This is a genomic window from Streptomyces sp. NPDC059957, assembly GCF_042730015.1.
Lineage (GTDB): Bacteria > Actinomycetota > Actinomycetes > Streptomycetales > Streptomycetaceae > Streptomyces.
This window is the reverse complement of record NZ_JBHWMB010000032.1, coordinates 19145-46042: the sequence shown is the minus strand read 5'-3', so window position 1 is coordinate 46042 and position 26898 is coordinate 19145. Positions and strand designations below refer to the sequence as shown.

Genomic DNA, 26898 nt, shown 5'->3' with positions numbered 1-26898 from the left:
CCATCTCGCGACGGATCTGAGAATTGCGCGCCGCGTCCCGTTCGTCAAGGCCCCCTGCTCCGAGCGGATCATCGAAGGACCCTGCCGCAGAGCAACGAAGATCACCCTACTCCCCAACGAGACGGGGGCAAATCAGGCACTCCGGGTACGCCAAAGGGCGACCACCCTTACGGGTGATCGCCCTTGGTTGAGGCCTCAGAGAGGCCTCAGAGGTGTTACTTGACCTCGACGGTGGCGCCGGCGGCCTTGAGGGTCTCGGCAGCCTTGTCAGCGGCCTCCTTGGCGACCTTCTCGAGGACGGGCTTCGGAGCGCCGTCGACGAGGTCCTTGGCCTCCTTCAGGCCGAGGGAGGTCAGCTCGCGCACGACCTTGATGACCTGGATCTTCTTGTCGCCGGCACCGGTGAGGATGACGTCGAACTCGTCCTGCTCCTCGACGGCCTCAGCGGCGGCCGGGGCACCCGGACCGGCAACGGCGACGGCCGCGGCGGCGGTGACGTCGAACTTCTCCTCGAACGCCTTCACGAACTCGGAGAGCTCGATGAGGGTGAGCTCCTCGAACTGAGCGAGCAGGTCTTCCTGGCTGAGCTTCGCCATGATGGGCGATCCTTCCACTAAATCGGCAGGTGCCGGATGTATATAGAGGCGGGCGTAACGGCCCGCTTTGACCCACGCACTAGGCGGCGTGGATCAGTGCGCGAGCCGAATTACTCGGCACCGCCCTGCTCGGCGAGCTTGACGCGAAGCGCTTCCGCAGTGCGGACGAACTTCGACGGCAGCGCCTGGAAGAGCGAGGCAGCCTGAGACTGCTTGCCCTTGAACGCGCCGGCCAGCTTGCTGAGCAGAACCTCGCGGGACTCGAGGTCCGCAAGCTTCTTGATCTCATCGGCGGTGAGCGCCTTACCATCAAGGACACCCGCCTTGATGATGAGGTTCGGGTTTTCCTTGGCGAAGTCACGCAGGCTCTTCGCCGACTCCACCGGGTCACCGGTGATGAAGGCGACCGCGGTGGGACCAGCGAAGTGCTCGTCCAGTGCGGTGATCCCGGCCTGGTTGGCCGCAATCTTGGTCAGCGTGTTCTTCACCACGGCGTACTGGGCGTTCTCACCGAGAGAGCGACGCAGCGTCTTGAGCTGCGCGACGGTGAGACCCCGGTACTCGGTCAGCACGGCGGCGTTCGAGTCGCGGAACTGGTCCGTGAGCTCGGCTACCGCGGCAGCCTTGTTGGGCGTCGGCATAGTGCGTCGGCCTCCTTCCGGGTGATGAGGACCGCTCAGAAGGCGCCGTAAATACGAAACGCCCCGGCGCGGGCGCCAGGGCGTAGCTCAACCAGAACGAGTCCGGGAACTTTCCTTGAACACCTGCGCAGGACGTCCGCGGTTAGCGGATCCTTCGGCCACCGCCCCCTTGCGGGCACGGCAACGACCAGCGGTCTTTGGCTTCTCCGGAAGAGTACGTGACCGTTCGCCGGTCAGGCAAATCGGTCAGCCCTGGGCCGGCGGGCGGCCGGGGTCAGGCCCCCGAGCCCGCCCCGCCCATCTCCTTCAGCATCCCGAAGAGGTCGAAGGTCTCGCTGTCTGCCGGGGGCTGCACGGTGGCCGCCGAGCCGTAGTCGGAGTAGTGGGCGTCCAGGTCCAGCTTGCCGCCGGCCATCTCCATGGAGACGGTCATGCGGACCGGGTAGCCCTCCTTGTTGACCCAGAGGTTCGTGTCGTAGCCCTTGAGGCCGGCCTTCTTGACGCTCTCGACCAGCTTCGCGCGGTCGGCCTCTGAGAGCACCTTGGAGGACTCGTTGGCGGCGAGCATCTCCTCGAAGCTCAGCGTGCCCTGGTATCGCTCGGCGCTGACGCCCTCGACCTGCTCGCTGCCGACGTGCTTGAGGTTCTTCGAGTCGAGCAGCAGCGCGATCTGCTGGGCGGGGTCCTGGTTCAGGTTGCCCAGGCCGTCCATACCGCCGAAGCCGACGGGGTCGTCGCCCCCGGCCTGCGCGGCGGCCTTCAGGTCCAGCTTCAGCCAGCGCTTGCCGTCCAGCTGGGCGGCGTTCGCGGTACCCATGTCCATGTACATGACGTTGTTCGCGATCACCATGCGAATGGCGTCGGGGATCTCCCCGCCGCCCGCGCCGGCGAGCTCCTTGAACATCGAGCCCTTCACGGTGATGTCCATGACGGCCGGATCCCACCCCTGGACCCCGGAAATCTCCATCGTGCCGCCACCGGCCTTGCTGTCCGCCGGCAGCGACATCGTCATCCGGACCTTGGCCGACTTCGCCGCCGCCGTCTTCTTGTAGGCGGCCTGGACGGCCTCGGCGGGGCTCTGCTTCGCCGAGGCCGGAGACTGGGCCACGGGCTCGTCCGCGGCCTTCGTGGCGCCGTCCTGACATCCCGCGACGCCGACCATGACGGTGACCGCGGCCACCGAGACACCGGCCCGCGTCCATACGGACTTCGTCTTCATTCCCCACCCCTTGGCACTGCGCTGCGGAACCATCACGAACTGCCTGCACATCGCAGGCAGTTCACTGTGAACCACGTGGGGATCGGCTGTCGAGCAGGTTAGGGACCGGGCCGGACCGGGCCGGCGACGTCCACGGACAAAAAAATCCGGGCCCCCCGCCCCCTGGGAAGGGGACGAAGGGCCCGGATTCGGCCGTTCAGCGAGCCGTGAGGCTCAGAGCCCGGAGGCCCGGGGCTGATCAGACCGCGGCCGGGTCTTCCTCGACGAGGAGGTTCCGGGTGCGGTTGGAGTCCAGCAGGATGCCGGGGCCCATGGTGGTGCTGAGGGCGGCCTTCTTGATGTAGCGGCCCTTCGCGGCGGACGGCTTCAGACGAAGGATCTCGTCCAGGGCCGCGCCGTAGTTCTCGACCAGCTGCTCATCGGAGAAGGAGACCTTGCCGATGATGAAGTGCAGGTTCGAGTGCTTGTCGACGCGGAACTCGATCTTGCCACCCTTGATCTCGGTGACAGCCTTCGCGACGTCCATCGTGACGGTGCCGGTCTTCGGGTTCGGCATCAGGCCACGGGGACCGAGCACGCGGCCGAGGCGGCCGACCTTGCCCATGAGGTCCGGCGTGGCGACAACGGCGTCGAACTCGTTGAGGCGGTTGCCCTTGGCGATCTCGTTGATGAGCTCGTCGTCGCCGACAATGTCGGCGCCGGCGGCTTCCGCGGCCGCAGCACGGTCACCGGTCGCGAAGACCAGGACCCGGGCGGTCTTGCCGGTGCCGTGCGGGAGGTTCACGGTGCCGCGGACCATCTGGTCGGCCTTGCGCGGGTCTACACCCAGGCGGAAAGCGACCTCGACGGTGCCGTCGAACTTCGTGGTGGAGGTCTCCTTGGCGAGACGGACGGCCTCGAGCGGGGCGTACTGCTTCTCCCGGTCGACCTTGGCGTCCGCAGCGCGGAGAGTCTTGCTGCGCTTCACTTCTGCTCCTGTGTTGTGGCTTCAGGTGTGGAGTCGTGGTGCGGACCAGCGCTTGGCCCTACCACTGTGGTGCTGGGGTGGCTGAATCAGCCTTCGACCGTGATGCCCATCGAACGCGCGGTGCCGGCGATGATCTTCTCGGCCGCGTCGATGTCGTTGGCGTTCAGGTCAGGCATCTTGAGCGTGGCGATCTCACGGACCTGGTCACGCGTAAGCTTCGCGACCTTCGTCTTGTGCGGCTCGCCAGAGCCCTTCTCCACGCCGGCGCTCTTCAGGATGAGGCGCGCGGCCGGCGGCGTCTTGGTGATGAAGGTGAAGGAGCGGTCGTCGTAGACCGTGATCTCCACCGGCACGACCATGCCACGCTGCGACTCGGTCGCGGCGTTGTAGGCCTTGCAGAACTCCATGATGTTGACGCCGTGCTGACCGAGCGCGGGGCCGACCGGCGGAGCCGGGTTGGCCGCACCGGCCTTGATCTGGAGCTTGATAAGCCCCGTGATCTTCTTCTTCTTGGGAGGCATTGCTCTCTCCGGGTCCTAGTGAGAGTTTTCGCCGCCAATCCGGTCATCCGGATGGAGGCATACCGCACCACGATAACGGGTATCGGTGCGAGGCTGAAAACCGAGCAGGTCAGACCGCCCGCAAGGGGGCAATCTGACCTGTCCGGAAGCGTGAGTCAGAAGGCGTCGATCCGAGCTGGATCAGTTCTTCTGGATCTGGTCGAAGCTGAGCTCGACCGGGGTCTCGCGGCCGAAGATCTCGACGAGACCCTTGACCTTCTTCGAGTCCGGGTTGATCTCGTTGATCGTCGCCTGCAGCGTCGCGAACGGGCCGTCGGTGACGGTGACCGAGTCGCCGACCTCGAAGTCCAGGACCTCGATGGCGCGCTTGACGGCGGGCGCCGGCAGACCGGCCTCTTCCGCTGCCAGCTTTGCGGCCTTCTCCTGCAGCTCCGGAGCGAGCATCTTGACGATCTCGTCCAGGGTCAGCGGGTACGGGTCGTACGCGTTGCCCACGAAGCCGGTGACACCCGGGGTGTTGCGGACGACGCCCCAGGACTCGTTCGTCAGATCCATGCGGACGAGAACGTAACCGGGCAGCTTGTTCTGCCGGACGTTCTTGCGCTCGCCGTTCTTGATCTGGACGATCTCTTCCTCGGGCACCTCGGCCTGGTAGATGAAGTCCTCGACGTTGAGCGAGACGGCGCGCTGCTCCAGGTTCGCCTTCACGCGCTTCTCGTAGCCGGCGTAGGTGTGGATGACGTACCACTCGCCGGGCAGGAGGCGCAGCTCTTCGCGCAGGGCCTGGATGGGGTCGACGGGCTCGGCGGGCTCTACGTCGGCGGCATCGATGGCCTCCGCGTCGTCGGCCTCGGCCTCGACGGCGTCGTCGGAAGCCTCGTCGGCCTCTTCCTCGGCCTCTTCGGCGACGTCAGCCTCGTCGGCGTCCTCGTCAGCGTCGTCGGAGTCAGCTTCGGCGTCGACCTCGCCCTCGACGTGCAGCGCGGCCTCTTCGGCGGCGACACCCGCCTCGGCGTCGGCGAGCTCGGCCTCGTCCGGGTCCACAGCGTCTGCAGCCTCGACGATGTCGAGCTCGTCCTCGACGGACTCGACGGAGTCGGGGCTCACGTTCAGGTTCGGGTCAGACACGGTGGCTGCTTCTTCCTGGATACAAAAGGTGGTCGAACATGCGAAAACGGGCGGCACCCATCAAGGCGCCGCCCTCCGCGGGGATCAGCCGAAGACGAACTTGATGGCTTCCTGGAACCCATAGTCAATCACGGTCACCAGACCGATCATGATGACGACGAAGACAATCACCACAGAGGTGTACGTCGTCAGCTGGTTGCGAGTGGGCCATACAACCTTGCGGAGTTCCGCGACGATCTGGCGGTAGAACAGCGCGAGACGACCCAGAGGGCCCTTCTTGCCGCGCTTGCCGCCCTTGCGGGCCTTCTTCTCGCGAGTGTCATCCTCGGCGTCAGGCATGTCGATGGAGCCCAGGGCGTCCGTCACGTCTCTCACCTGAATCCGGGTCGTGGCCGTAGCCGCGCCCGGTTGCGCCGCACGGCACTGCATCTAAGTACGTACCTGCGCACACACTTCCGAGAAGGAGTGTGGAGCAGGGCCGGAGGGACTCGAACCCCCAACCGCTGGTTTTGGAGACCAGTGCTCTACCAATTGAGCTACGACCCTTTGCGTGTCCCAACCTACCGCATCCAGACGAGTGCACGGTGTGCTCACGCTCTGCAGCGTTTGGCAGGGCCAACGACGGTTGAGTGTACGTGGTCCGGGCCCTGACGTCGAACAGCATCGTCCGGAGAGCGTCCGTCCGGTAACTGAAACGGAGTGCGGCGCTCGTTTCGCGTCTGGGACGATTGGCCGCATGACCTCTGAAACGCCTTCCGCCGAGCGCCGCGTATCCGCCCGTATCGGTGCCATCTCCGAGTCCGCCACCCTCGCCGTCGACGCCAAGGCCAAGGCCCTCAAGGCCGCCGGGCGTCCGGTGATCGGTTTCGGAGCGGGTGAGCCCGACTTCCCGACCCCGGACTACATCGTCGACGCCGCGGTCGAGGCCTGCCGCAACCCCAAGTACCACCGCTACACCCCGGCCGGCGGTCTGCCCGAGCTGAAGGCCGCCATCGCCGCGAAGACGCTGCGCGACTCCGGCTACGAGGTCGACGCGTCCCAGGTCCTGGTGACCAACGGCGGCAAGCAGGCGATCTACGAGGCGTTCGCGGCCATCCTGGACCCGGGTGACGAGGTCATCGTCCCGGCCCCGTACTGGACCACGTACCCGGAGTCGATCCGTCTCGCGGGCGGTGTCCCGGTCGAGGTCGTCGCCGACGAGACCACCGGCTACCGGGTCTCCGTCGAGCAGCTCGAAGCGGCCCGCACCGAGCGCACGAAGGTCGTCCTCTTCGTCTCCCCGTCGAACCCGACCGGCGCCGTCTACTCCGAGGCCGACGCCGAGGCGATCGGCCGCTGGGCCGTCGAGAAGGGCCTGTGGGTCCTGACCGACGAGATCTACGAGCACCTGGTCTACGGCGACGCGAAGTTCGTCTCCCTCCCGGCGATCGTTCCCGAGCTCGCCGACAAGTGCATCATCGTCAACGGCGTCGCCAAGACGTACGCCATGACGGGCTGGCGCGTGGGCTGGGTCATCGGCCCGAAGGACGTGGTCAAGGCCGCGACCAACCTCCAGTCGCACGCCACCTCCAACGTCTCCAACGTGGCCCAGGTCGCGGCGCTGGCCGCCGTCTCCGGCAACCTGGACGCCGTCCACGAGATGCGCACCGCCTTCGACCGCCGCCGCCAGACGATGGTGCGGATGCTGAACGAGATCGACGGCGTCTTCTGCCCGACCCCCGAGGGTGCCTTCTACGTCTACCCGGCGGTCAAGGACGTCCTCGGCAAGGAGATCCGCGGCAAGCGCCCGCAGACCTCCGTCGAACTCGCGGCCCTGATCCTGGACGAGGCCGAGGTCGCGGTCGTCCCGGGCGAGGCCTTCGGCACCCCCGGCTACCTCCGCCTCTCCTACGCCCTGGGCGACGAGGACCTGGTCGAGGGCGTCTCCCGCATCCAGAAGCTCCTGGCGGAGGCGAAGGCCTGAGCCTTCGGCGGTTCGCAGCCCGACCTGTGCGGCGGTTCCCTCCCGGGGAACCGCCGCACAGGCGTTTCCGGAGCTGCCTGGGGCTCCGCCCCAGACCCTGCGCAGCGGCTCCCCGCAGCCCCGGATTTACGTTCGGGCAAGGACCCGTTCAGGGAATCGGGCTGCCGATCGGGTGACAAGTGCGGCAGGATCAACAAATGGAGCACGTACGCGACCTCACGCTTCTGCCGAAAGCCCACCTCCACCTGCACTTCACCGGTTCGATGCGTCCGTCGACCCTGCTGGAGCTCGCCGACAAGTACGGCGTCCGCCTCCCGGACGCCCTCACCTCCGCCGAGCCACCGAAGCTCCGCGCCACCGACGAACGCGGCTGGTTCCGCTTCCAGCGGCTCTACGACGCCGCCCGTTCCTGCCTGCGCGAGCCCGACGACATCCGCCGCCTGGTCCGCGAGGCCGCGGAGGAGGACGTACGGGACGGCAGCGGCTGGCTGGAGATCCAGGTGGATCCCACCTCCTACGCCCCCCTCCTCGGCGGGATGATCCCCGCCGTCGAGATCATCCTCGACGCCGTGGACGCCGCCTCCCGCGAGACCGGCCTCGGCATGCGCGTCGTCATCGCCGCCAACCGCATGAAGCACCCCCTCGACGCCCGCACCCTGGCCCGGCTCGCCGTCCGCTACGCCGACCGCGGCATCGTCGGATTCGGGCTCTCCAACGACGAGCGCCGCGGCATGGCCCGCGACTTCGACCGGGCCTTCGCCATCGCCCGCGAGGGCGGGCTGCTCGCGGCCCCGCACGGCGGCGAGCTCACCGGCCCCTCCTCCGTCCGCGACTGCCTCGACGATCTGCACGCCGCCCGCATCGGGCACGGCGTACGGGCCGCCGAGGATCCCCGCCTGCTCAAGCGGCTCGCCGACCGGCAGGTCACGTGTGAGGTCTGCCCGGCGTCCAACGTCGCCCTCGGGGTGTACGAGCGCCACGAGGACGTCCCGCTGCGCACCCTCTTCGAGGCCGGGGTGCCGATGGCCCTCGGTGCGGACGACCCGCTGCTCTTCGGGTCCCGGCTCGCGGCCCAGTACGAGATCGCCCGCCGGTACCACGCCTTCACCGACGCGGAGCTGGCCGAGCTGGCCCGCCAGTCGGTGCGCGGCAGTGCGGCGCCCGTCGGCGTACAGGAGAAGCTGCTGTCCGGGATCGACCACTGGATCGCCTCGTAAGGGGGGGCGGCGCACGTCAGCGCGTGAGCCGCAGGTCGCCCTCGTGGCAGTCGGCCCGTACCCGCGCGCCGTCCGGGAAGCCGATCTCCAGGTGGGTGCGCCCCTGCGCGGGCAGCGCGAACTCGGCGACCGATTCCACGGTCTCGCCGAGGTGGCGCAGGAAGGGGTGCTCTCCGAGGTCCTCGCCGACCTCGATGCGGCCCCACTCCCCCATGTCGTAGGGCTCGTGCGGGGACTCGGATTCCACGATGAGACAGGCGTCGGACCCGGTGGTGATGCGGGTGGACTCCCCGTCGCTGTCGAGGAGCCAGACGTCGAGGGGAGCCTCGGAGCGTTCGCCGTCACTGATGTGCCAGGACGCGACGACCTTGTCGATCGTGCGTCCCACCAGCCGGGTGGGGTCCGTACCGGCCCCGTGCAGGGGACAGAGCATGGGCGGGCCGGGACTCCTCAGATGCTGACGCCGACCGTCACCGGCTCGTTGACCAGGGTGACGCCGAAGGCCGCGTGGACGCCCGCGACGACCTCGCGGGCCAGGGCGAGGAGGTCTTCGGTGGTGGCCTCGCCCCGGTTGGTGAGGGCGAGGGTGTGCTTGGTGGAGATCCGGGCGGGGCCCTCGCCGTAGCCCTTGGTGAAGCCGGCCTTGTCGATCAGCCAGGCCGCGCTGGTCTTCGTACGGCCCTCTCCGGCCGGGTACGCGGGCGGGGCGGTCTCGGGGCCGAGCCGCTCCTGCGCGCGGGCGAGGAAGGCGGCGTACGCCTCGTCGCCGAGGATCGGGTTGTGGAAGAAGGAGCCGGCGGACCAGGTGTCGTGGTCGGCGGGGTCGAGGACCATGCCCTTGCCGGCGCGCAGCCGCAGGACGGTCTCGCGGGCCTGGGCGGCGGGCACCCGGTCGCCGGCCTCGACGCCGAGGGCGCGGGCCGTCTCGGGGTACTTGACCGGTGCGGACAGGCCGCCCGCGTCCTCCAGGGCGAACCGGACGCGCAGGACGACGTACCGGTCGGGCTGGTGCTTGAAGAGGCTGTCGCGGTACGAGAACGCGCACTCGGCGGCCGGGAGCGTGACCGTTTCCCCGCGCGTGCGGTCGTAGGCGACGACCTCGGTGATCGTGTCGCAGACCTCCTGGCCGTACGCCCCGACGTTCTGGATCGGGGTGGCGCCGGCCGAGCCGGGGATCCCGGCGAGGCATTCGACGCCCGCGAGCCCGGCGTCGACGACGCGGGCGACGGCCTCGCTCCAGTTCTCACCGGCGGCGAGCTCCAGGCGCGTCCCGTCGAGCGCGAACCCGGTGGTCGCGATCCGCAGGGCGGTGCCGTCGAAGCCCTGGTCGCCGATGACCAGGTTGCTGCCGCCGCCGATGACCAGGAGCGGGGTGCCGCTCTCGTCCGCGGCGCGCACGGTGGCGACGACCTCGGCGTCGGTGGTCGCGGTGACCAGCCGGGCGGCGGGGCCGCCGAGCCGGAAGGTGGTCAGCGGGGCGAGGGGGGCGTCGTGGAGTTCCTGCACGTGGACAAGAGTACGGTCCGCGTCCCCCGGACCAGGCGGGGCCACGGACCGTACGCGTACAGCAGGGCCGTACGGGGCCTCTGCGGCCCGCCCCGACCCCCCTCCGCCTACGACTCCTTCTCCTTCTCCCGCTCCTTCTCCTTCTGCTCCTGCTTGCGTGCCTGCTCGGCGAGGCGGCGCTCCGCCTCGGCCCAGCTGATGGGGAGCTCGCTCGCCGGGACGGTCCAGAAGACGAACCCGGCCTCCTTCGTGTAGGCGGCCGCCGACCGGGCGCTGGAACGGTGCGGTTCGCTGCCCGCGAAGCGGTAGAGCGCGGCCCGGTCCTCCCAGGCGGACAGGGTCAGGAAGGTGCGGCGCAGAACCCGGGCCCGCAGGGCGACCCCGTGGGCTCCGGGGGCCTTGCGCATCTGGAGGACGATGCCGGGCGACTTGAGGAAGAACCTCAGGGCTCCGGTCAGGCTCGCGGTCTCGAAGCGGGAGGCCATGACGTAGACCTCGTCGCCGGGGGCGGGCCGGGTGGGCGTGGACCAGGGGATGTCGGGCATGACGGGCCTTCCTCTCGCGGACGTGTCCGTACGGAACTTCGTGCGGTGCGGCGGCTGCGGTCCCCCCGCCGGCCGCCGCGCGGGCACCGGCCGGCGAGCGGGACCCGCTCAGACGGCCACTTTCTCGGGGGCGCGCCCGCCGGCCGGGGCCGCACCCAGGTCGTCCGCGGGCCGGTCCCCCGTCGGGCGGTCCTCCGTCGGGCGGTCCTCCGTCGGGCGGTCCTCCGTCGGGCGGTCCTCCATCGGCAGGGCCTCCGCGGCCCGGGCCTTCTCCTGGACCCGGCCGGGGAGCAGCAGCGCCAGGACGGCCGCCACGGCGACGGCCGCGGCGCCGATCCAGAGGGCGGGGACGGTGCCGTCGGTGAAGGACCGTCCGGACTGGTAGCCGCCCTGGGCGGAGAAGACGGAGGCGAGGACGGCGACGCCGAGGGCTCCGCCGACTTCGCGCAGGGCGCTGTTGGCACCGGCGGCCTTGCCCTGGTCGGCGGGGGCCACGGTGGACATGAGGGCGTTGGAGGCGGGGGCGAAGAACAGGCCCATCCCGATGCCGCTGATGATCAGCGCCGGGAGCTGGGAGGCGTAGGAGACCTCGGTGCTCAGGATCACGGCGAACCAGCCGAGGCCGATGGCCTGGAGGGCGAGCCCGGCGACCACGACGGGGCGGCTGCCGATCCGGTCGGAGAGGATCCCGGAGATCGGCGCGGCGATCATGGGCATGGCGGTCCAGGGGAGCATGCGCAGCCCTGCTTCGGTGGGCGAGTAGCCGAGGACGCCTTGGAGGAACTGGCTCAGCAGGAAGATCGAGCCGAACATCCCGACGAACATCAGCAGGCTCGCCATGTTGATGCCGAAGAAGCCCCGGTCGCGGAAGAGCCGCATGGGCAGCACCGGGTTGGTGTTGCGGAAGCCGTGGTGGATGAACCCGCCCACGAGTGCGGCCCCCACCAGCAGCGAGGTGAGTACGGAGATGCTGGTCCAGCCGTGCGCGTTGGCGTTGACCAGTCCGTAGACGATGCCGAAGAGCCCGCCACTGATGAGCAGGGTGCCCGGGAGGTCGAGCTTCGCCTGCGGGGCGGTGGATTCGCCGAGCCGCATCCGGGAGAGCGGCATGAGCGCCAGTCCGATCGGGACGTTCAGCCAGAAGATCCACTGCCAGGAGATGTGCTCGGTGAGGCTGCCGCCGATGAGGGGGCCGCTCGCGACGGCGAGGCCGGTGACGGCTCCGTAGATGCCGAGGGCCATTCCGCGCCGGGCAGCGGGGACGGCGAAGGTCAGCAGCGTGAGCGAGAGCGGCATCATGATCGCCGCGCCGACGCCCTGGACGGCTCGGGCGGCGATGAGCTCGTTGATGCCGGGCGACATGGCCGCGGCGGCGGAGGCGACGGTGAACACGGCCGTACCGGCGATGAAGAGCCGCCGGCGGCCGAACCGGTCACCGAGGGCCGCGCCGAACATGAGCAGGACGGCGAAGGTGAGCGTGTACGCGTTCACCGTCCATTCCAGGTCCTCCAGCTTCCCGCCGAGGTCCTCTCGGATGGACGGGAGCGCCGTGGTGACGACGAGGTTGTCGAGCGCTGCCATGAAGCTGGCGGCGCCGGTGATGACGAGTGCCCAGACCGCGGGCCCCCGAAGCTTGGCGTCTTGCACGATTCCCCCAAAACTAGTTATTGATCACTAACTTCAACGGGCAGAGCTGAGCCCCGCACCGCCGGGGTGGCAGCCCCGGCCGGCGGACTCACACGGTCAGCACACCGGTCCCCGTCGGCCCTACTGGGGCCGCAGACCCGGGTAGCAGCCGTCCCAGACCCGATGCTGGGGCGGGAACCCCATGGCGGACAGCGTGTTGATCAGCATTCCGTAGGCCAGGAAGGTGCTCGTCGCGTCCACGTCCGCCCCGAGCGGTACGTGGACGGTGTCCCACAGCTCCATCCATGCAGCCCGCACCATCTCGCCGAATTCCGGCTCCCCAGCAGCTTCGGCGGCGGCGACGGTCACATACGTCTGAAGCTGCATCTGCAGCTTCTCGGGCTGATCGGCGATGAGCTTCATGTACGCCGCGCCGAGCACCTCGACCGCCTCCTCGCCCTCGACCGGGAGGTCCTTGGCGGCCTCCTCGAAGACGAGCCGGATGTCCTCCATGCAGCGCGCGGCGGCGGCCAGGAAGATGGCCTGCTTGTTCGGGAAGAGGCGGAACAGGTAGGGCTGGGACACCCCGACCCGCTTGGCGATCGCCTCGGTGGAGGTCCCGTAGTACCCGCCCCGGGCGAACTCGCCCATCGCCGCCAGGATGACGCTCTCGCGCCGCTCATCCGCACTCATCCTTGCCATGCTTCGAAGTTAGTACTCAATCACTAACTTGACAAGCCGAAACCGGAAGCGGCCACCAAAAAGGCCCTGACCTGCGAGTTTCCTCGGCGGTCAGGGCCTTGTCGGTAGTGCACCCGGGGGTTCCTTACGCGAGAGCGACCACCGCGCGCGACATCCCCAGCACCTTCTGCCCGGCACTCATGGCCGTCAGGTCGACCCGTACCCGGTTGTCGTCCAGCTTCGCCGCGACCTTGGCCGTGACCTCGATCAGCGCGCCCTGCCCGTCGTTCGGTACGACGACCGGCTTCGTGAACCGCACCCCGTACTCGACGACCGCACCCGGGTCGCCCACCCAGTCGGTCACCACGCGGACCGCCTCGGCCATGGTGAACATGCCGTGGGCGATCACGTCGGGCAGGCCGACCTCGGTGGCGAACTTCTCGTTCCAGTGGATCGGGTTGAAGTCGCCCGACGCACCCGCGTACCGCACCAGCGTCGCCCGCGTGACGGGGAAGGACGCCCCCGGCAGCTCGGTGCCGACCTCGACTTCGTCGTACTGGATCTGGGCAGCCATCTCAGGCCTCCTCGGGAGCGGAACCGGCGGCGGCGGGAGCGGCGGCGGGCTCGGGCGCCCGGGAGACGAGCTTCGTCCAGGCGGTCACCACGTGCTCGCCGGACTCGTCGTGGACCTCACCGCGGATGTCGATGACGTCGTTGCCCGCGAGCGACTTGATCGACTCGATGGTAGAGATCACAGTCAGCCGGTCACCGGCCCGCACGGGACGGGTGTACGCGAACTTCTGGTCGCCGTGCACGACGCGGCTGTAGTCCAGCCCCAGCTGCGGGTCGTCGACGACCAGGCCGGCCGCCGCGAACGTGATGGCAAACACAAAGGTCGGCGGGGCGATCACGTCCTGGTGACCGAACGCCTTGGCTGCCTCGGGATCCGTGTACACCGGATTGGCGTCACCCACGGCGACCGCGAATTCGCGGATCTTCTCCCGGCCGACCTCGTACGGATCGGTGGGCGGGTAGCTCCGCCCCACGAAGGACTGGTCGAGCGCCATGACTCCCTACCTCCTTGCTGAAACGATCTGTCAAAACGATCTGTCGAAACGACATAAGGCCGCCCCCTAAATGAAGGGGACGACCTCATGACTGTGCCTGTTGAACGAGACTTCGCTAAGGACTAGCGGGTCTCGCGGTGCGCGGTGTGCGAGTTGCAACGCGGGCAGTGCTTCTTCATCTCAAGACGGTCCGGGTTGTTACGCCGGTTCTTCTTGGTGATGTAGTTCCGCTCCTTGCACTCCACGCAGGCCAGCGTGATCTTCGGGCGGACGTCGGTGGCAGCCACGTGAGTGCTCCTTGACGGACATTAGGGACGGATGAACGCATAAAAGAGTAGCCGATCGGGAGACCGACCCCGCAATCGGCTACTGGGTGTAGCGGCGACCGGATTTGAACCGGTGACACAGCGATTATGAGCCGCTTGCTCTACCGACTGAGCTACGCCGCTTTGATGAGATCCGCTCCCCACCCGAGGGTGGGGAACCTCTCTCACCAGAGCCCCAATGCGGAATCGAACCGCAGACCTTCTCCTTACCATGGAGACGCTCTACCGACTGAGCTATTGGGGCGAGCGAGGAAGACATTACACGGTTGCCCGCCGATCGCCCAAATCCTTTGCGGGGCCTGGGCTCCGAGCGCCGCCGGCACCTTTCTTGATCGGCGCGCGACGCGCCTCAGGACCCCCTCCAGGCATGTTTCGCCCCGAAAAGTGTCCGGCATCACACCCGCGGACGCCCTCGCCCGCCCGATTCCCACGCTGAGTCACCACGAAGCCGCGCCCGACCTCGGCGGAGCCCTCCGGCGGCGCCCTCCGGCGGAGCCCTTCGACAGAGACCCTCGGTGGAGACCCTCACCTGTTCGGCTTCGATTCCGGCCCCTGGGGACGCGCTCGCCATCGAGGTCCACGTCACGGCCCGCATCACGGCCCACATGACGGCCCGCATGACGGCCCGCATCACGGCCCACATGACGGCCCACCCAGACGCACCGGTACGACTATTGCCCTCTTCCGCGAAGCGGGCACCCCGGCCCCCTAGGCTCTGAGCACGCTGCGTGATCTTGGGCCGCGGGCCGCGGCCACGGCTCCAGGAACCGCCCGAGCCACCGCAGGAGCGCGATGTCCGACAGCCCGCCGCAGCAGCCGTCCCACTCCCCGCGCAACCGCCCCGGCAGCGGCCAGGGCCAGGGTCATGGCCAAGGGCATGGCCAGGGGCAGGGGCCCGGCCCCGAGGGTGCCCAGGGCGGCCAGGGCCCGGCCCCCGAGGCCGGCACCCTGCTCCTCACCGGTGCCCGCCTCACCGACGGCCGCGCCGTCGACGTCCGCCTCGGCGGCGGCCGGATCCAGGCCGTCGGGACGGCAGGCAGCCTGCCCGCAGCCTCGGGGGCCCGCGTCGACCTCACCGGTTACCTCCTGCTCCCCGCGCCCGCCGAGCCCCACTCCCACGGGGACACCGCCCTGACCGCGGACAGCGAGGGGCCCGTCTCCTACTCCCCCGACGAGGTGCAGCGGCGCGCCACCGAGGCGGCCCTGCTCCAGCTCGGGCACGGCGCCACGGCCGTCCGGTCCCACGTGCGCATCGGCGACGTGCACGGCCTCGGCCCCCTGGAAGCCGTGCTCCAGGCCCGCCGCTCCCTGCGCGGGCTCACCGATCTCACCACCGTCGCCGTGCCCCGGCTGCTCACCGGGGTGGCCGGGGCCGACGGGCTGGCCATGCTGCGGGACGCCGTGAAGATGGGTGCATCCGTCATCGGCGGCTGCCCCGACCTCGACCCCGACCCCACCGGTTTCCTCGAAGCCGTACTGGAGCTGGCCTCCGAACACGGCTGCCCCGTCGACCTCCACACCGACGGAGACGACCCCGCCCGCCTGTCCCGGCTCGCGGCCATGGCCGGCGGGCTGCGGCCCGGGGTCTCCATCGGGCCCTGCGGCGGTCTGTCGCGGCTCCCGCTGGACGTGGCGACCCGGGCCGCCGACCAGCTGGCGGCCGCCGGCGTAGGGGTGACCTGCCTCCCCCAGGGCGACTGCGCGGCCCTGGAGCGCCGGGGCCTGCGCACCGCCCCCGTACGGCTGCTGCGCGCCGCCGGGGTCCGTGTGGCGGCCGGCAGCGGGGCCCTGCGCGACGCGGGCAACCCGGTCGGGCGCGGGGACCCGCTCGAAGCCGCGTACCTCCTGGCCTCCCAGGGCGGGCTCCGCGCAGCCGAGGCCTACCACTCGGTCGCCGGCGCGGCCCGTGAGGCGATGGGCCTGCCGGAGGTGCGGGTGGAGGCCGGCTTCCCGGCGGAGCTGCTCGCCGTGCGGGGGGAGCGGATCGCGAGCGTGCTGTCCCTCGCGTACAGCCGGATCGTGATCCACCGCGGGCGGGTGGTAGCCCGGACGAGTGCCGTACGGGAGTACTGCGACTCCGCCGTCGCGGTGGCCCTGGACCTGCCCCGGCAGGGCCGTATGGAGCCCGGTCCCTGAGGGTTCACCGCATGTTCCCGGGCGCGGGCGCCCGGCTCGTCGTACGGTCGTGGCATGCGCATCGTCATCGCGGGTGGACACGGTCAGATCGCGCTGCGGCTGGAGCGCCTGCTCGCCGCGCGCGGGTACGAGGTCGCGGGCATCATCCGCGATCCGGCACAGGGCGACGACCTCAGGGAGGCGGGCGCCGAACCGGTGCTGTGCGACCTGGAATCGGCGTCCGTCGAGCACGTGGCGGGCATCCTGCAGGGCGCGGACGCCGCGGTGTTCGCGGCGGGCGCGGGGCCCGGCAGCGGGGCCGGGCGCAAGGACACGGTGGACCGGGGCGCGGCGGTGCTGTTCGCGGACGCCGCCGAACGGGCCCGGGTGCGCCGCTTCCTGATGGTCTCTTCGATGGGCGCGGACACCCGCCGCGAGGGCGACGAGGTCTTCGACGCCTACCTCCGCGCCAAGGGCGAGGCCGACGAGCACGTCCGCACCCGTCTGGGCCTGGAGTGGACGATCCTGCGCCCGGGCTCGCTCATCGACGACGCGGGTACGGGCCTGGTCCGCCTGGAGGCGCAGACGGGCCGTGGGCCGGTCACCCGCGACGACGTGGCGGAGGTGCTCGCCGAGCTGATCGAGACCCCGGCGACTGCGGGCCTCACCCTGGAGCTGATCGGGGGCTCGACCCCGGTCCCGGTGGCGGTCAAGGACATGGCGGGCAACTAGGCCGTCCCGCAGTGCCCCGGCCGGCCGGAAGCCGGCCGGGGAACACCCGGCCACGGACCGCCGGTCGCCCGGTCAGCCGACCGGCCTGCCGGCCACCGACCGGCCTGCCGGCCACCGACCGACCAGCCGACCAGCCGAACGATCAGAAGTCGGCGGTCAGCCGGTCGTCGGAGCGCCCGACGGAATCCTGCTCGAACCGCTTCTCGTACGCCTCCCGGATCCGCTCGATGCGCGCGCCGCGCTCGTCGGCCTCCTGCTCCGGGTACAGCAGCACCACCTCGTACGAGATCTCACGGATGATCTTCCCGTCCCGCTGCCACTGGCCGCGCCCGTCCTGGAGGGTCAGCCCCTCGGGGAAGGCGGGGGTGATCTCCCGTTCGAGGAACCCCATGAACTCCCGCTCCCCGACCGGCGGCCGGCCGTCCGGCCGCTCGGTGCCGAAGTAGAGCCGGGTCTCCTGGTAGGGATGCCCCACATCACTGTCCAGCGCCGCTCCGACCAGGGCCGGGATCCCCGCTCCGAGCAGGGCGAGGAGCACCCCGCCGCCGACCTTTCCGCGTGTGTCAAAAGTCCATTTCACGCCGGATGAACGACCGGGGCCCCACATCGGTACGCACGATCCGCCCGATGGGCTCACCCCGCGCCCGTGCCCTCTCCGTCAGGCCCCTCAGGCCCTTTCCAGCCGACGCCGCCACCACGGATCCCCCGGCGGGGCGTACGGATCGGGGAGCGTCCGGGCGAGGAACCGCGCGTCGAGCGGCGCGAGTACGGCCCGCAGCTCCCGCACGGCGTGACGGGGCAGGGAGAGGCAGAAGACCTCCAAGGTCTCCCGGTGATCGCCGCCCCATATGGGTTGGCAGCAGGGGTAGTCGTCGTCCCAGCTCGGGTAGAGGATCCACGACGGTCCTCTGCCGTACACCGTCGCGCGCCAGGCGGACAGTGCCCGGTAGGCAGCGCCCGGCTCGTACCGGTGGCGTTCGACGCGGGCGATTTCCACAAGGGTGCGGGAGGAGACGCCCGGAACGACGGCTCGGTCGCCCTCTCGGGACGTCCGGCGTGGCAGGTCCGACCGGACCTGCGAGGGCGCCTTACGCGCCATGGCCCTTTCGGCCGCTGATGCTGATACTGATCATGCGGACAGCATGCGCCCTTGTCCGCTTCGCCGCCCAGTGGTTTTCCGTGGGGCGTCCCGGTTCCGGGTGTACGAGAAAACCCCCGCCCATCGCATTTCTGCAATGGGCGAGGGTTTCACTCGCGTGGCGGCGCCAGGGTTCGAACCTGGGTAGGCTGAGCCGGCAGATTTACAGTCTGCTCCCTTTGGCCACTCGGGCACACCGCCAAGATCGCTGCCATCTTTCCGCCTTGCGGCGGCGCTCCGTGGCAACGACGTAAACGATACCCGATGACCGGGGGTGCTTCGCCACCGGATTGATCAGCACCGGACGTGGGCGCGGTGGCTAGGCTTTGCGGAGCGGTCCGGGGATGTCCGGCCGCGCCCTTCGGGGCCGTCACTACCGACTTCAAGGAGCCACAGCACATGGCCGACTCCAGTTTCGACATCGTCTCGAAGGTCGAGCGGCAGGAGGTCGACAACGCCCTCAACCAGTCCGCCAAGGAGCTCTCGCAGCGCTACGACTTCAAGGGCACCGGCGCCACGATCGCCTGGTCCGGCGAGAAGATCCTGATGGAGGCGAACTCCGAGGAGCGCGTCAAGGCCGTCCTGGACGTCTTCGAGACCAAGCTGGTCAAGCGCGGGATCTCCCTCAAGGCGCTCGACGCCGGTGAGCCGCAGCTGTCCGGCAAGGAGTACAAGATCTTCGCCACGATCGAAGAGGGCATCTCCCAGGAGAACGCCAAGAAGGTCGCGAAGATCATCCGTGACGAGGGCCCCAAGGGCGTCAAGGCCCAGGTCCAGGGTGAGGAGCTGCGCGTCAGCTCCAAGAGCCGCGACGACCTCCAGGAAGTCCAGGCCCTCCTCAAGGGCAAGGACCTGGACTTCGCGATCCAGTTCGTGAACTACCGCTGAACAACGCCTCTGACCTGCGCATAGGTCACAGGGCCTTGGCTGGAAGGCACAACGCGGGCACATCGCCGAGGACCGCCTCGACGGCGGCACGCGTTGTGTCCTCCTCGTCGGGCCAGAGATGCGTGTAGATGTCGAGCGTGATCGAGGGCTTGGAATGGCCGAGACGGCGCTGAACCGTCTTCACGCTCTCGCGGTGCTTGATCAGCAGCGAGGCGTAGAAGTGCCGCAGGTCGTGCATCGTCGCGCCGACAGGGACCTCGACCGGTGACGGCTCCTCACCCTCCGGGCGCCCGGCGCCCACCCAGCGCGCGTGAGCGGCTTCGTACTGCGCGGCGAGGGCGACGTTGGCGTTGCGTGTAGCGACGTCCCAGATGTGCGACCAGGCGCCCCGGCGGATCGCCTCCCGCTGCTCGTTGACGAAGAGCAGCTTGGCCTTCCGCAGGTGGGGCTTCCGCGGATCGGTCCGGTCCCAGATCTCCACCTCGCGGGCCGGGAACCGCGCCAGGTGGGCGGCCAGCCCATCCACTACCGCTTTCGCGAGCGGCACGGTCCGGTACGACTCGTGCGTCTTCGGCGGACCGAGGTACGGCTCCCCCTTGTCCGGCCCTACGAGCTGCTGACAGATCTTCATCTCGCGCCGCAGGAAGTCGACGTGCTCGACCTCCAGCCCGAAGGTCTCGCCCTGGCGGGGACCAGCGCCGGCGGCCAGCAGGGTGAGCGCCTGGTACCACGCTGGCACCGCCGCAACGAGGGCCTTCACGGCCGCCGGGTGGAGCGGCACGACCTCGGGCCGGCGCACGTCGGGGACGCGCACCCCGTCGCAGGGGTTGATCGCGATGATCCGGTCGCGCACGGCGGTGTGGAAGATCGTGACGACGTACGCGTAGGTGACTTTCAGCGTGGTCGGCGCGAGGACCTGTGAGCGGTTCTTGATCCAGGACTGGATCTCTGAGGGCCGGATCGAGACGATCGGCTTGTTCCCCAGCAGCGGGTACACGTGCAGTCTGAGCGCTCGGTCCACGCGCTCGGCTGTGCTGTCGCGGTGCACAGCGCCGGTCCGCCAGCGCTCGCCGACCGCCTGAAAGCCTTCCTTGCCGGCCGCCGGGTCGACGTACAGCCCGCGGGCGAGGTCGGCCTCGATCGTCGCGGCCCGGGTGTCGGCCTGGCTGCGCTTGGTGAAGTTCTCCTTCTGCTGCTCACCAGCCGCGTCCCGCCAACGGACCTGCCAGCGCTTCCCCTTGCCGTGGTCCTTGCTGGCCACGAGCGCGCGGGTCTTGCTGGAGTGCTCGGCGCACTGCTCCGCGTCCTTGCGAGGCCGGGAGAGGTGCCACCGGTCATAGACCTGCGCCACGAGGGTCATCCTTCCCGAGCAGGGGGGCGAACTCCTGCGGAGGGATCTCGGAGTAGAAGGCCCTCTCGTCCATGCCTGGCAGAGGGGTCTCGCCTCTGATGAAACGCCGGACCATGAACGACGGCTCGGTCCGCGTGGGCGTAAGCCGGTACGCAGCCTCGTCGTTGGGATCGTGCTGCCCCCCGTCCCAGCGAGGGGACGGGTGCGGCGGCACCAGCAGGTGCACGGGGGCCACTTCGAGTGCCACGGCAAGAGCGACGAGCTCGTCCACGGTCACGTACCGCCGCCGGGCGCCGGCCTTGTCGCGACGCCCGGTCTCGATGTTAGACACGGATTGCGGTGTCAACTCGGGAACACCGATGGCAGCGCAGCGCTCGGCGAGCTGAACGGCGGTTAGCCCACGGCGCTTGCGGACTTCCTTCACGCGCTCGGCGACGACGTCGCTCACAGTCGTTGAACTCGTCATAACGACGAATGTACGCGGCGGGTTGACGAGTGGCAAGTGGGCGCGGCAAGCTGTGGCATGCGTCGATAAGGCGAGCCCGTTCGTCGAATCTACGACCAGGAGCGTCGTGTGAAGCCTTCCGCCCGTCCCACCGCACCCTCGTCCCGCCGCCCACTGGCCACGGCGCAGGACGTCGCCGAGTACTGCGGCGTCCCGCTCGCCACGGTCTACCAGTGGTCCAGCCGCGGGAGCGGCCCGAAGTTCATCAAGGTCGGCCGCCACCTCCGCGCCCGTTGGGCGGACGTGGAGGCCTGGCTCGACAACCAGACGATCGCCGCATGAAGACGGCCCCCAGCAGGTGCGTCAACACCTGTACGCCGGGGGCCACGAAGCACCGCCGTCCCAATCCAGAACAGCCGAACGGCCGCGCGGGATTCGCAGTCCCATATGCGCGGCCGTGAAGGAGCTTCAAGATGAAGACTGCCACGACCGCCACCAACATCACCAGTGCGCTCGCCGCGGCCACCGCCCCGACGGGCAAGGTGCACCCCCTGCTCGCTGACCTCCCCCCGGCGCCCCCGACCCTGACGCCCCACGCCGAGTGGGTCCTGAGCGGCATCGAGGAAGCCAAGGAAGGCCAGGACGAGAACTACTGCGCCTTCCTCGACGCCGTGGCCCGGGAGATCCGCAAAGCCGGAGACACCCCGGCCGTCCTCGCCGAAGTCCTCGCGGTGCTCCAACGCTCGAACGCTCCGACGGCACCGTGCGAGGTACACGGCTGGTGCGTCGAGACCGGCGACCACGACGACCACATGAGCGCCTGCATGTCGGCGACCTGCGCGGACGCCTACGGCCGCGAAGTCCTGCCCGTCAACATCATCGACTGGGGCAAGGGCGTCAAGATCGGCCTCCTGGACGAGGACCTCACGCCCACCGAGGCCCGCAGCCGGATCGCCGAGCTCCGGGCCCACCTGGACGCCGTGGAGGCCCTCGTCACCAACGTCGAGGCCGGTCGGTGACCTCCCGCACCTCCCCCCGGACCCCCGGCGCCACCACGGCGCCGGGGCCCTCCGGGATCCCCGGAGGCGACTGGCCGCAGTGCCCGTACACCGACGAGCTCCTCGTCCAGGCCCGCCGCGAGCGTGCCCGCCGGGAGCTCGCCCTCGGATCGATCAGAGCCAGCCTCGAAGAGCAGCCGAGCGCGATCAGTACCCGCGCCGCCGCCCGCCGCTGGGTCGCCGACGTCCTCGCCCTCGCCGAGCACGTCGCGACGGACAAGACGGAGAACGCACGTTGACCATGAACGCCACCGAGCCCCGCGCCTCGGTCGAGACTCCCCTCGCCGGGGCGCTGTGGCTCGCCGAGCGCGAGTTCGTGGTGTTCGCCGCGGACCACCCCGGCGCGGAGCGCTGCGCGGGCATCGGCCAGGGCCACGACCCGGACACCTGCACCGACCGCGGCAAGCACCCCGCAGAGCCGTTCACCCGGGCCACACGTCGCGACGAGCAGCATGTGCGGCGGCTGTTCAGCGGCGCGCCGCGCAACGTCGGCGTCTACGTAGGCGGCTGCGCCGGCCCGAACGGCGAGCAGCTCCTCGTCATGGACAGTGACAGGCCCCGCGCCCTGGAGGACACCGCCGGCGCGCTCGGCCACGTGCACGCGCCCACCATGCGCGTGCACACCGCGAAGGGCCACCATGACTACTACTGGGCCCCGGCCGAGGCCAAGCTCGGCAACGGGCTCGGCGCCTTGAAGGGCAAGTTCGACGGGGACGTGCGCGCCGGGAACGCGTACGTCATCGGCCTCGGCTCCGTCCACGCGACCGGCGTCGTCTACACGCTGGAGGACCACGAACAGCCCCCCGTCATGGCGCCGGCCTGGCTCCTCGAAGCCCTCCAGGCCCGCGCCTCCGTCCCGGCCGGGCCCGCGACGAACATCGTCATCCCGAGCGACCGGCACGACGCGTACACCCGCAAGGTCGTGCAGGCGGAGTGCGACGCGATCACCCGTGCGGCCAACGGCGAGCAGAACACCGCGATCAACACGGCCGCGTTCAGCCTCGGCACGCTGGTGGGCGCCGGAGCGCTCAGCGAGGGCGAGGCACGCGAGACGCTCCTCTCGGCCGCCCGCGCGGGCAACCACCCCGAGGGCCGCGCGCTCGCCACCATCGAGTCAGGGCTCCGCGCCGGCATGGCACAGCCCCGGCACCCGTGGCCGCCCGTCGCCCGTGCGGACACCCGCAACGACTTCTCTGGGCTGGTCGTGCCCGAGCCCCGTACCGAGCCCGTGGCACCCGCCAGCCCGGTCGAGCGCGCGCGGCCGGAGGAACCGAGCGAGAACCCCATGCAGGCCCGCCTCGCCGAGCTACGGGCCGCGCTCGTCGACTCGGCCGGCCTCGACGGCATCGCGGACCCCGTACCGCTCATCGACGGCGTCCTCTACATGGACTCCCTCGCCTGGCTGTACGGCAAGCCCGGCTCGGCTAAGTCGTTCGTCGCCCTCGACTGGGCTGGCTGCATCGGCAGCGGCTTGCCCTGGCAGTACCGGAGCGTCTCGACGGGCCCCGTGCTCTACCTCGTCGCCGAGGGCGCCTCAGGCATCAGGAAGCGCGTCAGGGCATGGGAGGAAGCCTTCCGCGTGACCATGCAGAACGTCACCTTCCTGCCGATGGCCGTGCAGCTACTCAACGGCATCGACCGCCAGGCCCTCGTCGCCCTCATCAAGGAGATGGCCCCGGCCCTGGTCATCATCGACACGCAGGCCCGCGTGACCGTGGGCGCGGACGAGAACAGCAACGGCGAGATGTCCAAGGTCGTGGACGCCGCGGATCAGATCCGGCAGGCCTGCGGCGCGTGCGTGCTGATGGTCCACCACTCCGGCAAGAACGGCCTCGACATGCGCGGCGCCAGCGCCTTCGAGGGCGCCGCCACCAGCGTCATCAAGGTCACCAAGGATGGGGAGTACGTCGAGGTCCACAGCGACAAGCAGAAGGATGAAGACGCCTTCGAGACGGTGTGGCTGCGCCTCACGCCGGTCGGACAGTCCGTCGTTCTCGCCGCCCGCAGCATGACGCCCAGCGGCGACGAGATGACCAAGAACGAAGAGGTCATCCTCGCCGCCATGCGGGACTCGTTTGAGACAACGAGCGCGACCGCGACCAACCTCATGGCCGTGACCGACGTACCGAAGGCCTCGGTGTACCGCGCGCTGAACTCCCTGGTCAACAGGGGATCGCTCCGAAATATCGGCACCGAGAAGCGGCCGATCTACGCCCTTCCCGCAGCGGCGAGGGAGTCGCCGTAGCCCGAAAGTCTCACGCGTCTCAACCACTCGCGAGAAGTCTCGTCTCGTCTCACCCCCCTTAAGGGTGAGACGTGAGACGAGATGCGAGACAAAACCCGTCTGGAGCCCCTCATGAACATCAGCAGCACCCACGAACTCATCCCCCGGCCCGACGCACTGGAGCGCATCGCAGCGCACCTCGACGCACAGGACCACTACCTGATCACCAGCCCGCCCGACACCCTCGGCCGCCTCATGCAGAACCTGGAGGACATCCCCAGCTGGATGGCCTACGTCGACAACGGCAGCCCCACCGTCCTCCGCACCGAACGCCCCGGCGCCGTCCGCCTCGCCGGCCGCATCCTCGACGTGGCCGCGGTCATCGTCGTCGCCAAGACCGTGCCCTACCGCAACGTGATGGCAGCCATCGACCGCCAGCCCGAAGGAGCCCAGCGCGAGGACGTGTTCGTCCTCACCACCCCCGGCGGCCCGACGTGGTGGCCCGTGCTCTTCGCCGACGCGCTCGCCCTCGTCGACCCGACCGCGGCCGCAGACCTTCGCAAGGAAGGCCTTGCCCAGTGGCCGTGATCCGGTTCCCCGCTCTTCGCGCGCGAGGAAGCCCCCGATTTTTTGGGATTGATCTTGTCCCAGCCCACGCCCAAGCTTTCTGGAATTTGCATCCGGCGGATTCAGATGTCACACCGACCGATTGGAGGCCCCGTGATGGCGGCCACGATGACGCTCTCTCTGCGGGTCCCTCAGGAGTTGCGCGACCAGTTGGAGGGCGTCGCGAAGGAGCACCGGACCTCGATGTCCGCGTTCGCGGTGGCGGCGATCCGAGCCCACCTCGACGGCGCCGGGCCGGTCGCGGACGGGCCCCTCGTCGGGGTGGTGCGCGCGGCGTACGCGGACATCGGCAACGCGGACGTCGAGCGGGAGATGGCGCTGAACCTGGCTCGCACGGCGGAGGCCGGCGGCACCGCTGGCGTGGCTGCGGTTCGCGCGCTGCGGGAGCTGATGGAGGTGCTGCTCGACGGCGACGAGGAGGAGTGGATGAAGCACTTGGCGGTGCCCGAGTGAACGACACCGGGCCGGTTGATTTTGAAGGAGGCCTCATGCCGAGGAAGCCGGACACCCCGTGCGCGGGTACCTGCGGGCGCTTGATCTGGACCGCAACGAAGTCTCTGCCGGCCGGAGAGCGCACGTGCCAGCAGTGCCGGAGGGACCGTCGTGCGGCCCTCAGTGCAGCACCCCCGAGCGAGGCGCCGGTGAAGCCGCCGCCGAGCACACCAACAGAGGAGCGAACGATGAGCGTAGAGATGGGCAGTCACCCCTTCATGACCCTGGCCGCAGGGGCGGGCATGGACCTCGACGAGGTCCGGGCGCTGGCCGAGGCCGGAAACCTGGAGGTGGCGGTGCGCCGCTACCGCGAGCGGCAGGGAGCGCCGGGGGCGAAGCGGCTGACCGGCCGCCAGGCGGCCGCGGTGCTGCGCCGGCGGGCCGAGACGGGGGCGCGGCAGCGGCAAGTGGAGCTCCTGCGTCGGCGGGCCGCGTGATGGCGCCCGTCGAGGTGGACGCCGCGGAGGCCTGGCGGGCCCACGTGCAGGAGTGCACCGAGTGGCAGGACGCGCGGACGTCCGCCTGCCGGGCCGCGGCCAACGCCGCGGCACTGGCGTACCGGAGGGACCGGAACGTCTTCATCCCCGGCGAGCTGTACGGGGCGCGTGTCGCCGGGTGGCGGAGGGGCGGCGAGGCCTTCGAGCGCTGCACCGCGCGGCCGGAGTTCAACGGCCAGCGCAAGACGGTGGCGCTGCTGTACGTGACGCCCGAGCAGGAAGGGGTGACCCCCGATGGCCACTGCCTGTCCGGTGCCTCGATGGAGGGCATCGGCCCCGAGCGCTACGCGATGCACCACGCGGAGGACTGTTCAGCGGATCCCCGACGGCTGGCCCAGTTGAGCCGCGACAACCCGCCCGGACCAGCAGCCGCCTGACGGCTGCGCCCGTGCCCGGCCCCTACCGCACCGGGGGCCGGGCACTTCCGTGCTACACGGCCCTGAGAAATCAGGTGCGTGCCGGTCAACGCAGCGCGGCCACGGCTTCCATGATCAGTGCGCGGGCATCAGCGCCGTACACGGCCATCTGCTGGAGCGCCGCGAACGCCTTCTCGTAGAGGGCAATCTCGCTCGGCTGCGTGACCGTGACGCGGGCCGAGAGGAGCTCCACCGACACGAGGGTGTCGTCGTACATGTGGAACGTCTCCAGCGGCCACTGGGAGCGCTCGCGGGTGGCCATGGGGATGATGCCTAGGCTCACGGACGGCATCGCCCCCACGGTCATCAGGTAGCCGAGCTGAGCGGCCATAGCGTCGGCGGCCGCCAGTTGGTGACGTAGTGCGCCCTCCTCGACGAGGAGGACGTACCGGCGGCCGGGCTCGCGCAGAATCAGGTTCCGCTGCATGCGGGCGGCGACTGCCTCGGCTACGTCGTTGGGGATCTCCCGGAACTCGCTGATCGCCGTGAGCAGGCCGACGGCGTAGCCCTCGGTCTGGACGAAGTGCGGCAGGAGCGTGGCGGAGTACACACGGAACAGCCGCGTGGAACGGAACAGGGGCACGTAGCTGTGCTGCAGCTGCTTCAGGCCGCTCCGGGACCGGCGGCGCCACTCCGTGTACAGGGACTCGGCGTTCTGCGACTGCGCGATGATGTCGCGGGCCTGGCCGACCGCGCCGCACGCCTCGCACCACCGGCGGATGTCGTCCGGGGTGGGAGGCGTACGGGCGTTGTCGATGCGCGAGGACTTGGAATGCGTCCAGCCGCAGCGGTCGCCCAGCTCGCCGCCGCTGAGTCCCGCTTCCGCACGTAGCTCACGCAACCGATCGGCCACGCTGCGGCGTGCGGCCTGAGCCGCGGATGACGGGGACACGGACATGAGCTGGGCTCCGC

At 69.9% G+C, this 26898-nt stretch carries 33 protein-coding genes and 4 tRNA genes; 13 read left to right on the top strand and 24 right to left on the bottom strand.

The genetic code is table 11. From position 1 onward, the window contains the following. Positions 1 to 215 precede the first annotated feature (215 nt). The 8 genes from rplL to ACFWBW_RS22120 all read right to left on the bottom strand — a co-directional run bounded on the left by rplL (position 216) and on the right by ACFWBW_RS22120 (position 5618). Positions 216 to 596, bottom strand: coding sequence for a 50S ribosomal protein L7/L12 (gene rplL / locus ACFWBW_RS22155; protein WP_385374967.1), 381 nt, complete (start codon positions 594 to 596; stop codon positions 216 to 218). 110 nt (positions 597 to 706) lie between these two features. Next, positions 707 to 1237, bottom strand: a complete 531-nt coding sequence (rplJ, locus tag ACFWBW_RS22150; protein WP_215023401.1) for a 50S ribosomal protein L10 — start codon at positions 1235 to 1237, stop codon at positions 707 to 709. Positions 1238 to 1511: 274 nt separating this feature from the next. Next, positions 1512 to 2456, bottom strand: coding sequence for a hypothetical protein (locus ACFWBW_RS22145; RefSeq protein WP_385374965.1), 945 nt, complete (start codon positions 2454 to 2456; stop codon positions 1512 to 1514). 238 nt (positions 2457 to 2694) lie between these two features. Next, positions 2695 to 3423 carry a 50S ribosomal protein L1 gene (rplA, locus tag ACFWBW_RS22140; RefSeq protein ID WP_243333339.1) on the bottom strand — a complete coding sequence of 243 codons (729 nt, stop codon included), beginning with the start codon at positions 3421 to 3423 and terminating at the stop codon, positions 2695 to 2697. 86 nt (positions 3424 to 3509) lie between these two features. Continuing rightward, positions 3510 to 3944 (bottom strand): 50S ribosomal protein L11, encoded by a 435-nt coding sequence (gene rplK, locus ACFWBW_RS22135; protein ID WP_053682632.1) that lies wholly within the window; start codon positions 3942 to 3944, stop codon positions 3510 to 3512. Between the two features lie 180 nt (positions 3945 to 4124). Next, positions 4125 to 5072, bottom strand: coding sequence for a transcription termination/antitermination protein NusG (gene nusG, locus ACFWBW_RS22130; protein ID WP_385374963.1), 948 nt, complete (start codon positions 5070 to 5072; stop codon positions 4125 to 4127). Positions 5073 to 5156: 84 nt separating this feature from the next. Next, on the bottom strand, positions 5157 to 5438 hold the full coding sequence (secE, locus tag ACFWBW_RS22125; protein ID WP_243333337.1) for a preprotein translocase subunit SecE: 282 nt from the start codon (positions 5436 to 5438) through the stop codon (positions 5157 to 5159). A 107-nt stretch (positions 5439 to 5545) separates the two neighbouring features. After that, positions 5546 to 5618: transfer RNA gene (locus ACFWBW_RS22120), tRNA-Trp, on the bottom strand. Between the two features lie 190 nt (positions 5619 to 5808). Between ACFWBW_RS22120 and ACFWBW_RS22115 the strand changes: the two genes are divergently transcribed. Both ACFWBW_RS22115 and ACFWBW_RS22110 read left to right on the top strand, forming a co-directional pair. Next, the gene (locus ACFWBW_RS22115; RefSeq protein WP_266955932.1) at positions 5809 to 7035 is read left to right on the top strand and encodes a pyridoxal phosphate-dependent aminotransferase; all 1227 of its coding nucleotides are present in this window, start codon (positions 5809 to 5811) and stop codon (positions 7033 to 7035) included. A 197-nt stretch (positions 7036 to 7232) separates the two neighbouring features. After that, on the top strand, positions 7233 to 8252 hold the full coding sequence (locus tag ACFWBW_RS22110; RefSeq protein ID WP_385374961.1) for an adenosine deaminase: 1020 nt from the start codon (positions 7233 to 7235) through the stop codon (positions 8250 to 8252). Positions 8253 to 8268: 16 nt separating this feature from the next. On the opposite strand, the gene ACFWBW_RS22105 is transcribed toward ACFWBW_RS22110, so the two are convergent. The 10 genes from ACFWBW_RS22105 to ACFWBW_RS22060 all read right to left on the bottom strand — a co-directional run bounded on the left by ACFWBW_RS22105 (position 8269) and on the right by ACFWBW_RS22060 (position 14247). Continuing rightward, positions 8269 to 8685 carry a hypothetical protein gene (locus ACFWBW_RS22105; RefSeq protein WP_385374959.1) on the bottom strand — a complete coding sequence of 139 codons (417 nt, stop codon included), beginning with the start codon at positions 8683 to 8685 and terminating at the stop codon, positions 8269 to 8271. Between the two features lie 17 nt (positions 8686 to 8702). Then, positions 8703 to 9758 carry a UDP-N-acetylmuramate dehydrogenase gene (locus ACFWBW_RS22100; RefSeq protein WP_385374957.1) on the bottom strand — a complete coding sequence of 352 codons (1056 nt, stop codon included), beginning with the start codon at positions 9756 to 9758 and terminating at the stop codon, positions 8703 to 8705. A 107-nt stretch (positions 9759 to 9865) separates the two neighbouring features. Beyond that, positions 9866 to 10303 (bottom strand): DUF3291 domain-containing protein, encoded by a 438-nt coding sequence (locus tag ACFWBW_RS22095; RefSeq protein ID WP_385374955.1) that lies wholly within the window; start codon positions 10301 to 10303, stop codon positions 9866 to 9868. A gap of 108 nt (positions 10304 to 10411) precedes the next feature. Beyond that, complete coding sequence (locus tag ACFWBW_RS22090) at positions 10412 to 11950, bottom strand: MFS transporter (RefSeq protein ID WP_385374953.1); 1539 nt, start codon at positions 11948 to 11950, stop codon at positions 10412 to 10414. A 120-nt stretch (positions 11951 to 12070) separates the two neighbouring features. Next, entirely contained in the window at positions 12071 to 12631 is a 561-nt protein-coding gene (locus ACFWBW_RS22085) for a TetR/AcrR family transcriptional regulator (RefSeq protein WP_385374952.1), read from the bottom strand. Positions 12632 to 12755: 124 nt separating this feature from the next. Continuing rightward, positions 12756 to 13184, bottom strand: coding sequence for a MaoC family dehydratase (locus ACFWBW_RS22080; protein ID WP_385374950.1), 429 nt, complete (start codon positions 13182 to 13184; stop codon positions 12756 to 12758). A gap of 1 nt (position 13185) precedes the next feature. Then, a complete protein-coding gene (locus ACFWBW_RS22075) occupies positions 13186 to 13677 on the bottom strand; it encodes a MaoC family dehydratase N-terminal domain-containing protein (RefSeq protein ID WP_385374948.1) in 492 nt (163 codons plus the stop codon). A gap of 122 nt (positions 13678 to 13799) precedes the next feature. Further along, the gene (gene rpmG, locus ACFWBW_RS22070) at positions 13800 to 13964 is read right to left on the bottom strand and encodes a 50S ribosomal protein L33 (protein WP_003956487.1); all 165 of its coding nucleotides are present in this window, start codon (positions 13962 to 13964) and stop codon (positions 13800 to 13802) included. Between the two features lie 89 nt (positions 13965 to 14053). Then, positions 14054 to 14126 (bottom strand) — tRNA-Met (locus tag ACFWBW_RS22065). A 48-nt stretch (positions 14127 to 14174) separates the two neighbouring features. Beyond that, positions 14175 to 14247 (bottom strand) — tRNA-Thr (locus tag ACFWBW_RS22060). 548 nt (positions 14248 to 14795) lie between these two features. On the opposite strand from ACFWBW_RS22060, the gene ACFWBW_RS22055 reads away from it, so the two are divergent. Further along, positions 14796 to 16139, top strand: coding sequence for an amidohydrolase family protein (locus ACFWBW_RS22055; RefSeq protein WP_385374946.1), 1344 nt, complete (start codon positions 14796 to 14798; stop codon positions 16137 to 16139). A 54-nt stretch (positions 16140 to 16193) separates the two neighbouring features. Continuing rightward, complete coding sequence (locus tag ACFWBW_RS22050) at positions 16194 to 16850, top strand: SDR family oxidoreductase (RefSeq protein WP_385374945.1); 657 nt, start codon at positions 16194 to 16196, stop codon at positions 16848 to 16850. Between the two features lie 142 nt (positions 16851 to 16992). On the opposite strand, the gene ACFWBW_RS22045 is transcribed toward ACFWBW_RS22050, so the two are convergent. From ACFWBW_RS22045 to ACFWBW_RS22035, 3 genes are all read right to left on the bottom strand, one after another. Next, positions 16993 to 17430: a DUF3574 domain-containing protein gene (locus tag ACFWBW_RS22045; RefSeq protein WP_385374943.1), complete on the bottom strand. Its 438-nt coding sequence runs from the start codon at positions 17428 to 17430 to the stop codon at positions 16993 to 16995. Positions 17431 to 17517: 87 nt separating this feature from the next. Continuing rightward, positions 17518 to 17847 (bottom strand): hypothetical protein, encoded by a 330-nt coding sequence (locus ACFWBW_RS22040; RefSeq protein ID WP_385374941.1) that lies wholly within the window; start codon positions 17845 to 17847, stop codon positions 17518 to 17520. A 260-nt stretch (positions 17848 to 18107) separates the two neighbouring features. Continuing rightward, positions 18108 to 18189, bottom strand: a tRNA-Tyr gene (locus ACFWBW_RS22035). 198 nt (positions 18190 to 18387) lie between these two features. Between ACFWBW_RS22035 and ACFWBW_RS22030 the strand changes: the two genes are divergently transcribed. Further along, entirely contained in the window at positions 18388 to 18876 is a 489-nt protein-coding gene (locus tag ACFWBW_RS22030; protein WP_243333311.1) for a YajQ family cyclic di-GMP-binding protein, read from the top strand. 25 nt (positions 18877 to 18901) lie between these two features. On the opposite strand, the gene ACFWBW_RS22025 is transcribed toward ACFWBW_RS22030, so the two are convergent. Beyond that, on the bottom strand, positions 18902 to 20227 hold the full coding sequence (locus tag ACFWBW_RS22025) for a tyrosine-type recombinase/integrase (protein WP_385374939.1): 1326 nt from the start codon (positions 20225 to 20227) through the stop codon (positions 18902 to 18904). After that, complete coding sequence (locus ACFWBW_RS22020; RefSeq protein ID WP_385374937.1) at positions 20211 to 20693, bottom strand: helix-turn-helix domain-containing protein; 483 nt, start codon at positions 20691 to 20693, stop codon at positions 20211 to 20213. Before ACFWBW_RS22020 ends, ACFWBW_RS22025 begins: the two co-directional genes overlap by 17 nt. A gap of 108 nt (positions 20694 to 20801) precedes the next feature. Here ACFWBW_RS22020 and ACFWBW_RS22015 point away from each other — a divergent pair, with 108 nt between their 5' ends. The 8 genes from ACFWBW_RS22015 to ACFWBW_RS21980 all read left to right on the top strand — a co-directional run bounded on the left by ACFWBW_RS22015 (position 20802) and on the right by ACFWBW_RS21980 (position 25947). Then, positions 20802 to 21014, top strand: coding sequence for a helix-turn-helix transcriptional regulator (locus tag ACFWBW_RS22015; protein ID WP_385374936.1), 213 nt, complete (start codon positions 20802 to 20804; stop codon positions 21012 to 21014). Between the two features lie 131 nt (positions 21015 to 21145). Then, entirely contained in the window at positions 21146 to 21691 is a 546-nt protein-coding gene (locus ACFWBW_RS22010; protein ID WP_385374934.1) for a hypothetical protein, read from the top strand. Further along, a complete protein-coding gene (locus tag ACFWBW_RS22005) occupies positions 21688 to 21969 on the top strand; it encodes a hypothetical protein (protein ID WP_385374932.1) in 282 nt (93 codons plus the stop codon). The genes ACFWBW_RS22010 and ACFWBW_RS22005 overlap by 4 nt, the downstream gene beginning before the upstream one ends. A gap of 2 nt (positions 21970 to 21971) precedes the next feature. Beyond that, positions 21972 to 23975 carry an AAA family ATPase gene (locus ACFWBW_RS22000; protein WP_385375009.1) on the top strand — a complete coding sequence of 668 codons (2004 nt, stop codon included), beginning with the start codon at positions 21972 to 21974 and terminating at the stop codon, positions 23973 to 23975. Positions 23976 to 24086: 111 nt separating this feature from the next. Continuing rightward, the gene (locus ACFWBW_RS21995) at positions 24087 to 24542 is read left to right on the top strand and encodes a hypothetical protein (RefSeq protein WP_385374930.1); all 456 of its coding nucleotides are present in this window, start codon (positions 24087 to 24089) and stop codon (positions 24540 to 24542) included. Between the two features lie 147 nt (positions 24543 to 24689). Continuing rightward, positions 24690 to 25034, top strand: coding sequence for a hypothetical protein (locus ACFWBW_RS21990; protein ID WP_385374928.1), 345 nt, complete (start codon positions 24690 to 24692; stop codon positions 25032 to 25034). Between the two features lie 227 nt (positions 25035 to 25261). Next, positions 25262 to 25510, top strand: coding sequence for a hypothetical protein (locus ACFWBW_RS21985; RefSeq protein WP_385374926.1), 249 nt, complete (start codon positions 25262 to 25264; stop codon positions 25508 to 25510). Next, on the top strand, positions 25507 to 25947 hold the full coding sequence (locus ACFWBW_RS21980) for a hypothetical protein (RefSeq protein WP_385374924.1): 441 nt from the start codon (positions 25507 to 25509) through the stop codon (positions 25945 to 25947). Before ACFWBW_RS21985 ends, ACFWBW_RS21980 begins: the two co-directional genes overlap by 4 nt. 85 nt (positions 25948 to 26032) lie before the next feature. On the opposite strand, the gene ACFWBW_RS21975 is transcribed toward ACFWBW_RS21980, so the two are convergent. Further along, positions 26033 to 26884: a Scr1 family TA system antitoxin-like transcriptional regulator gene (locus ACFWBW_RS21975; protein WP_385374923.1), complete on the bottom strand. Its 852-nt coding sequence runs from the start codon at positions 26882 to 26884 to the stop codon at positions 26033 to 26035. Positions 26885 to 26898: the final 14 nt, after the last annotated feature.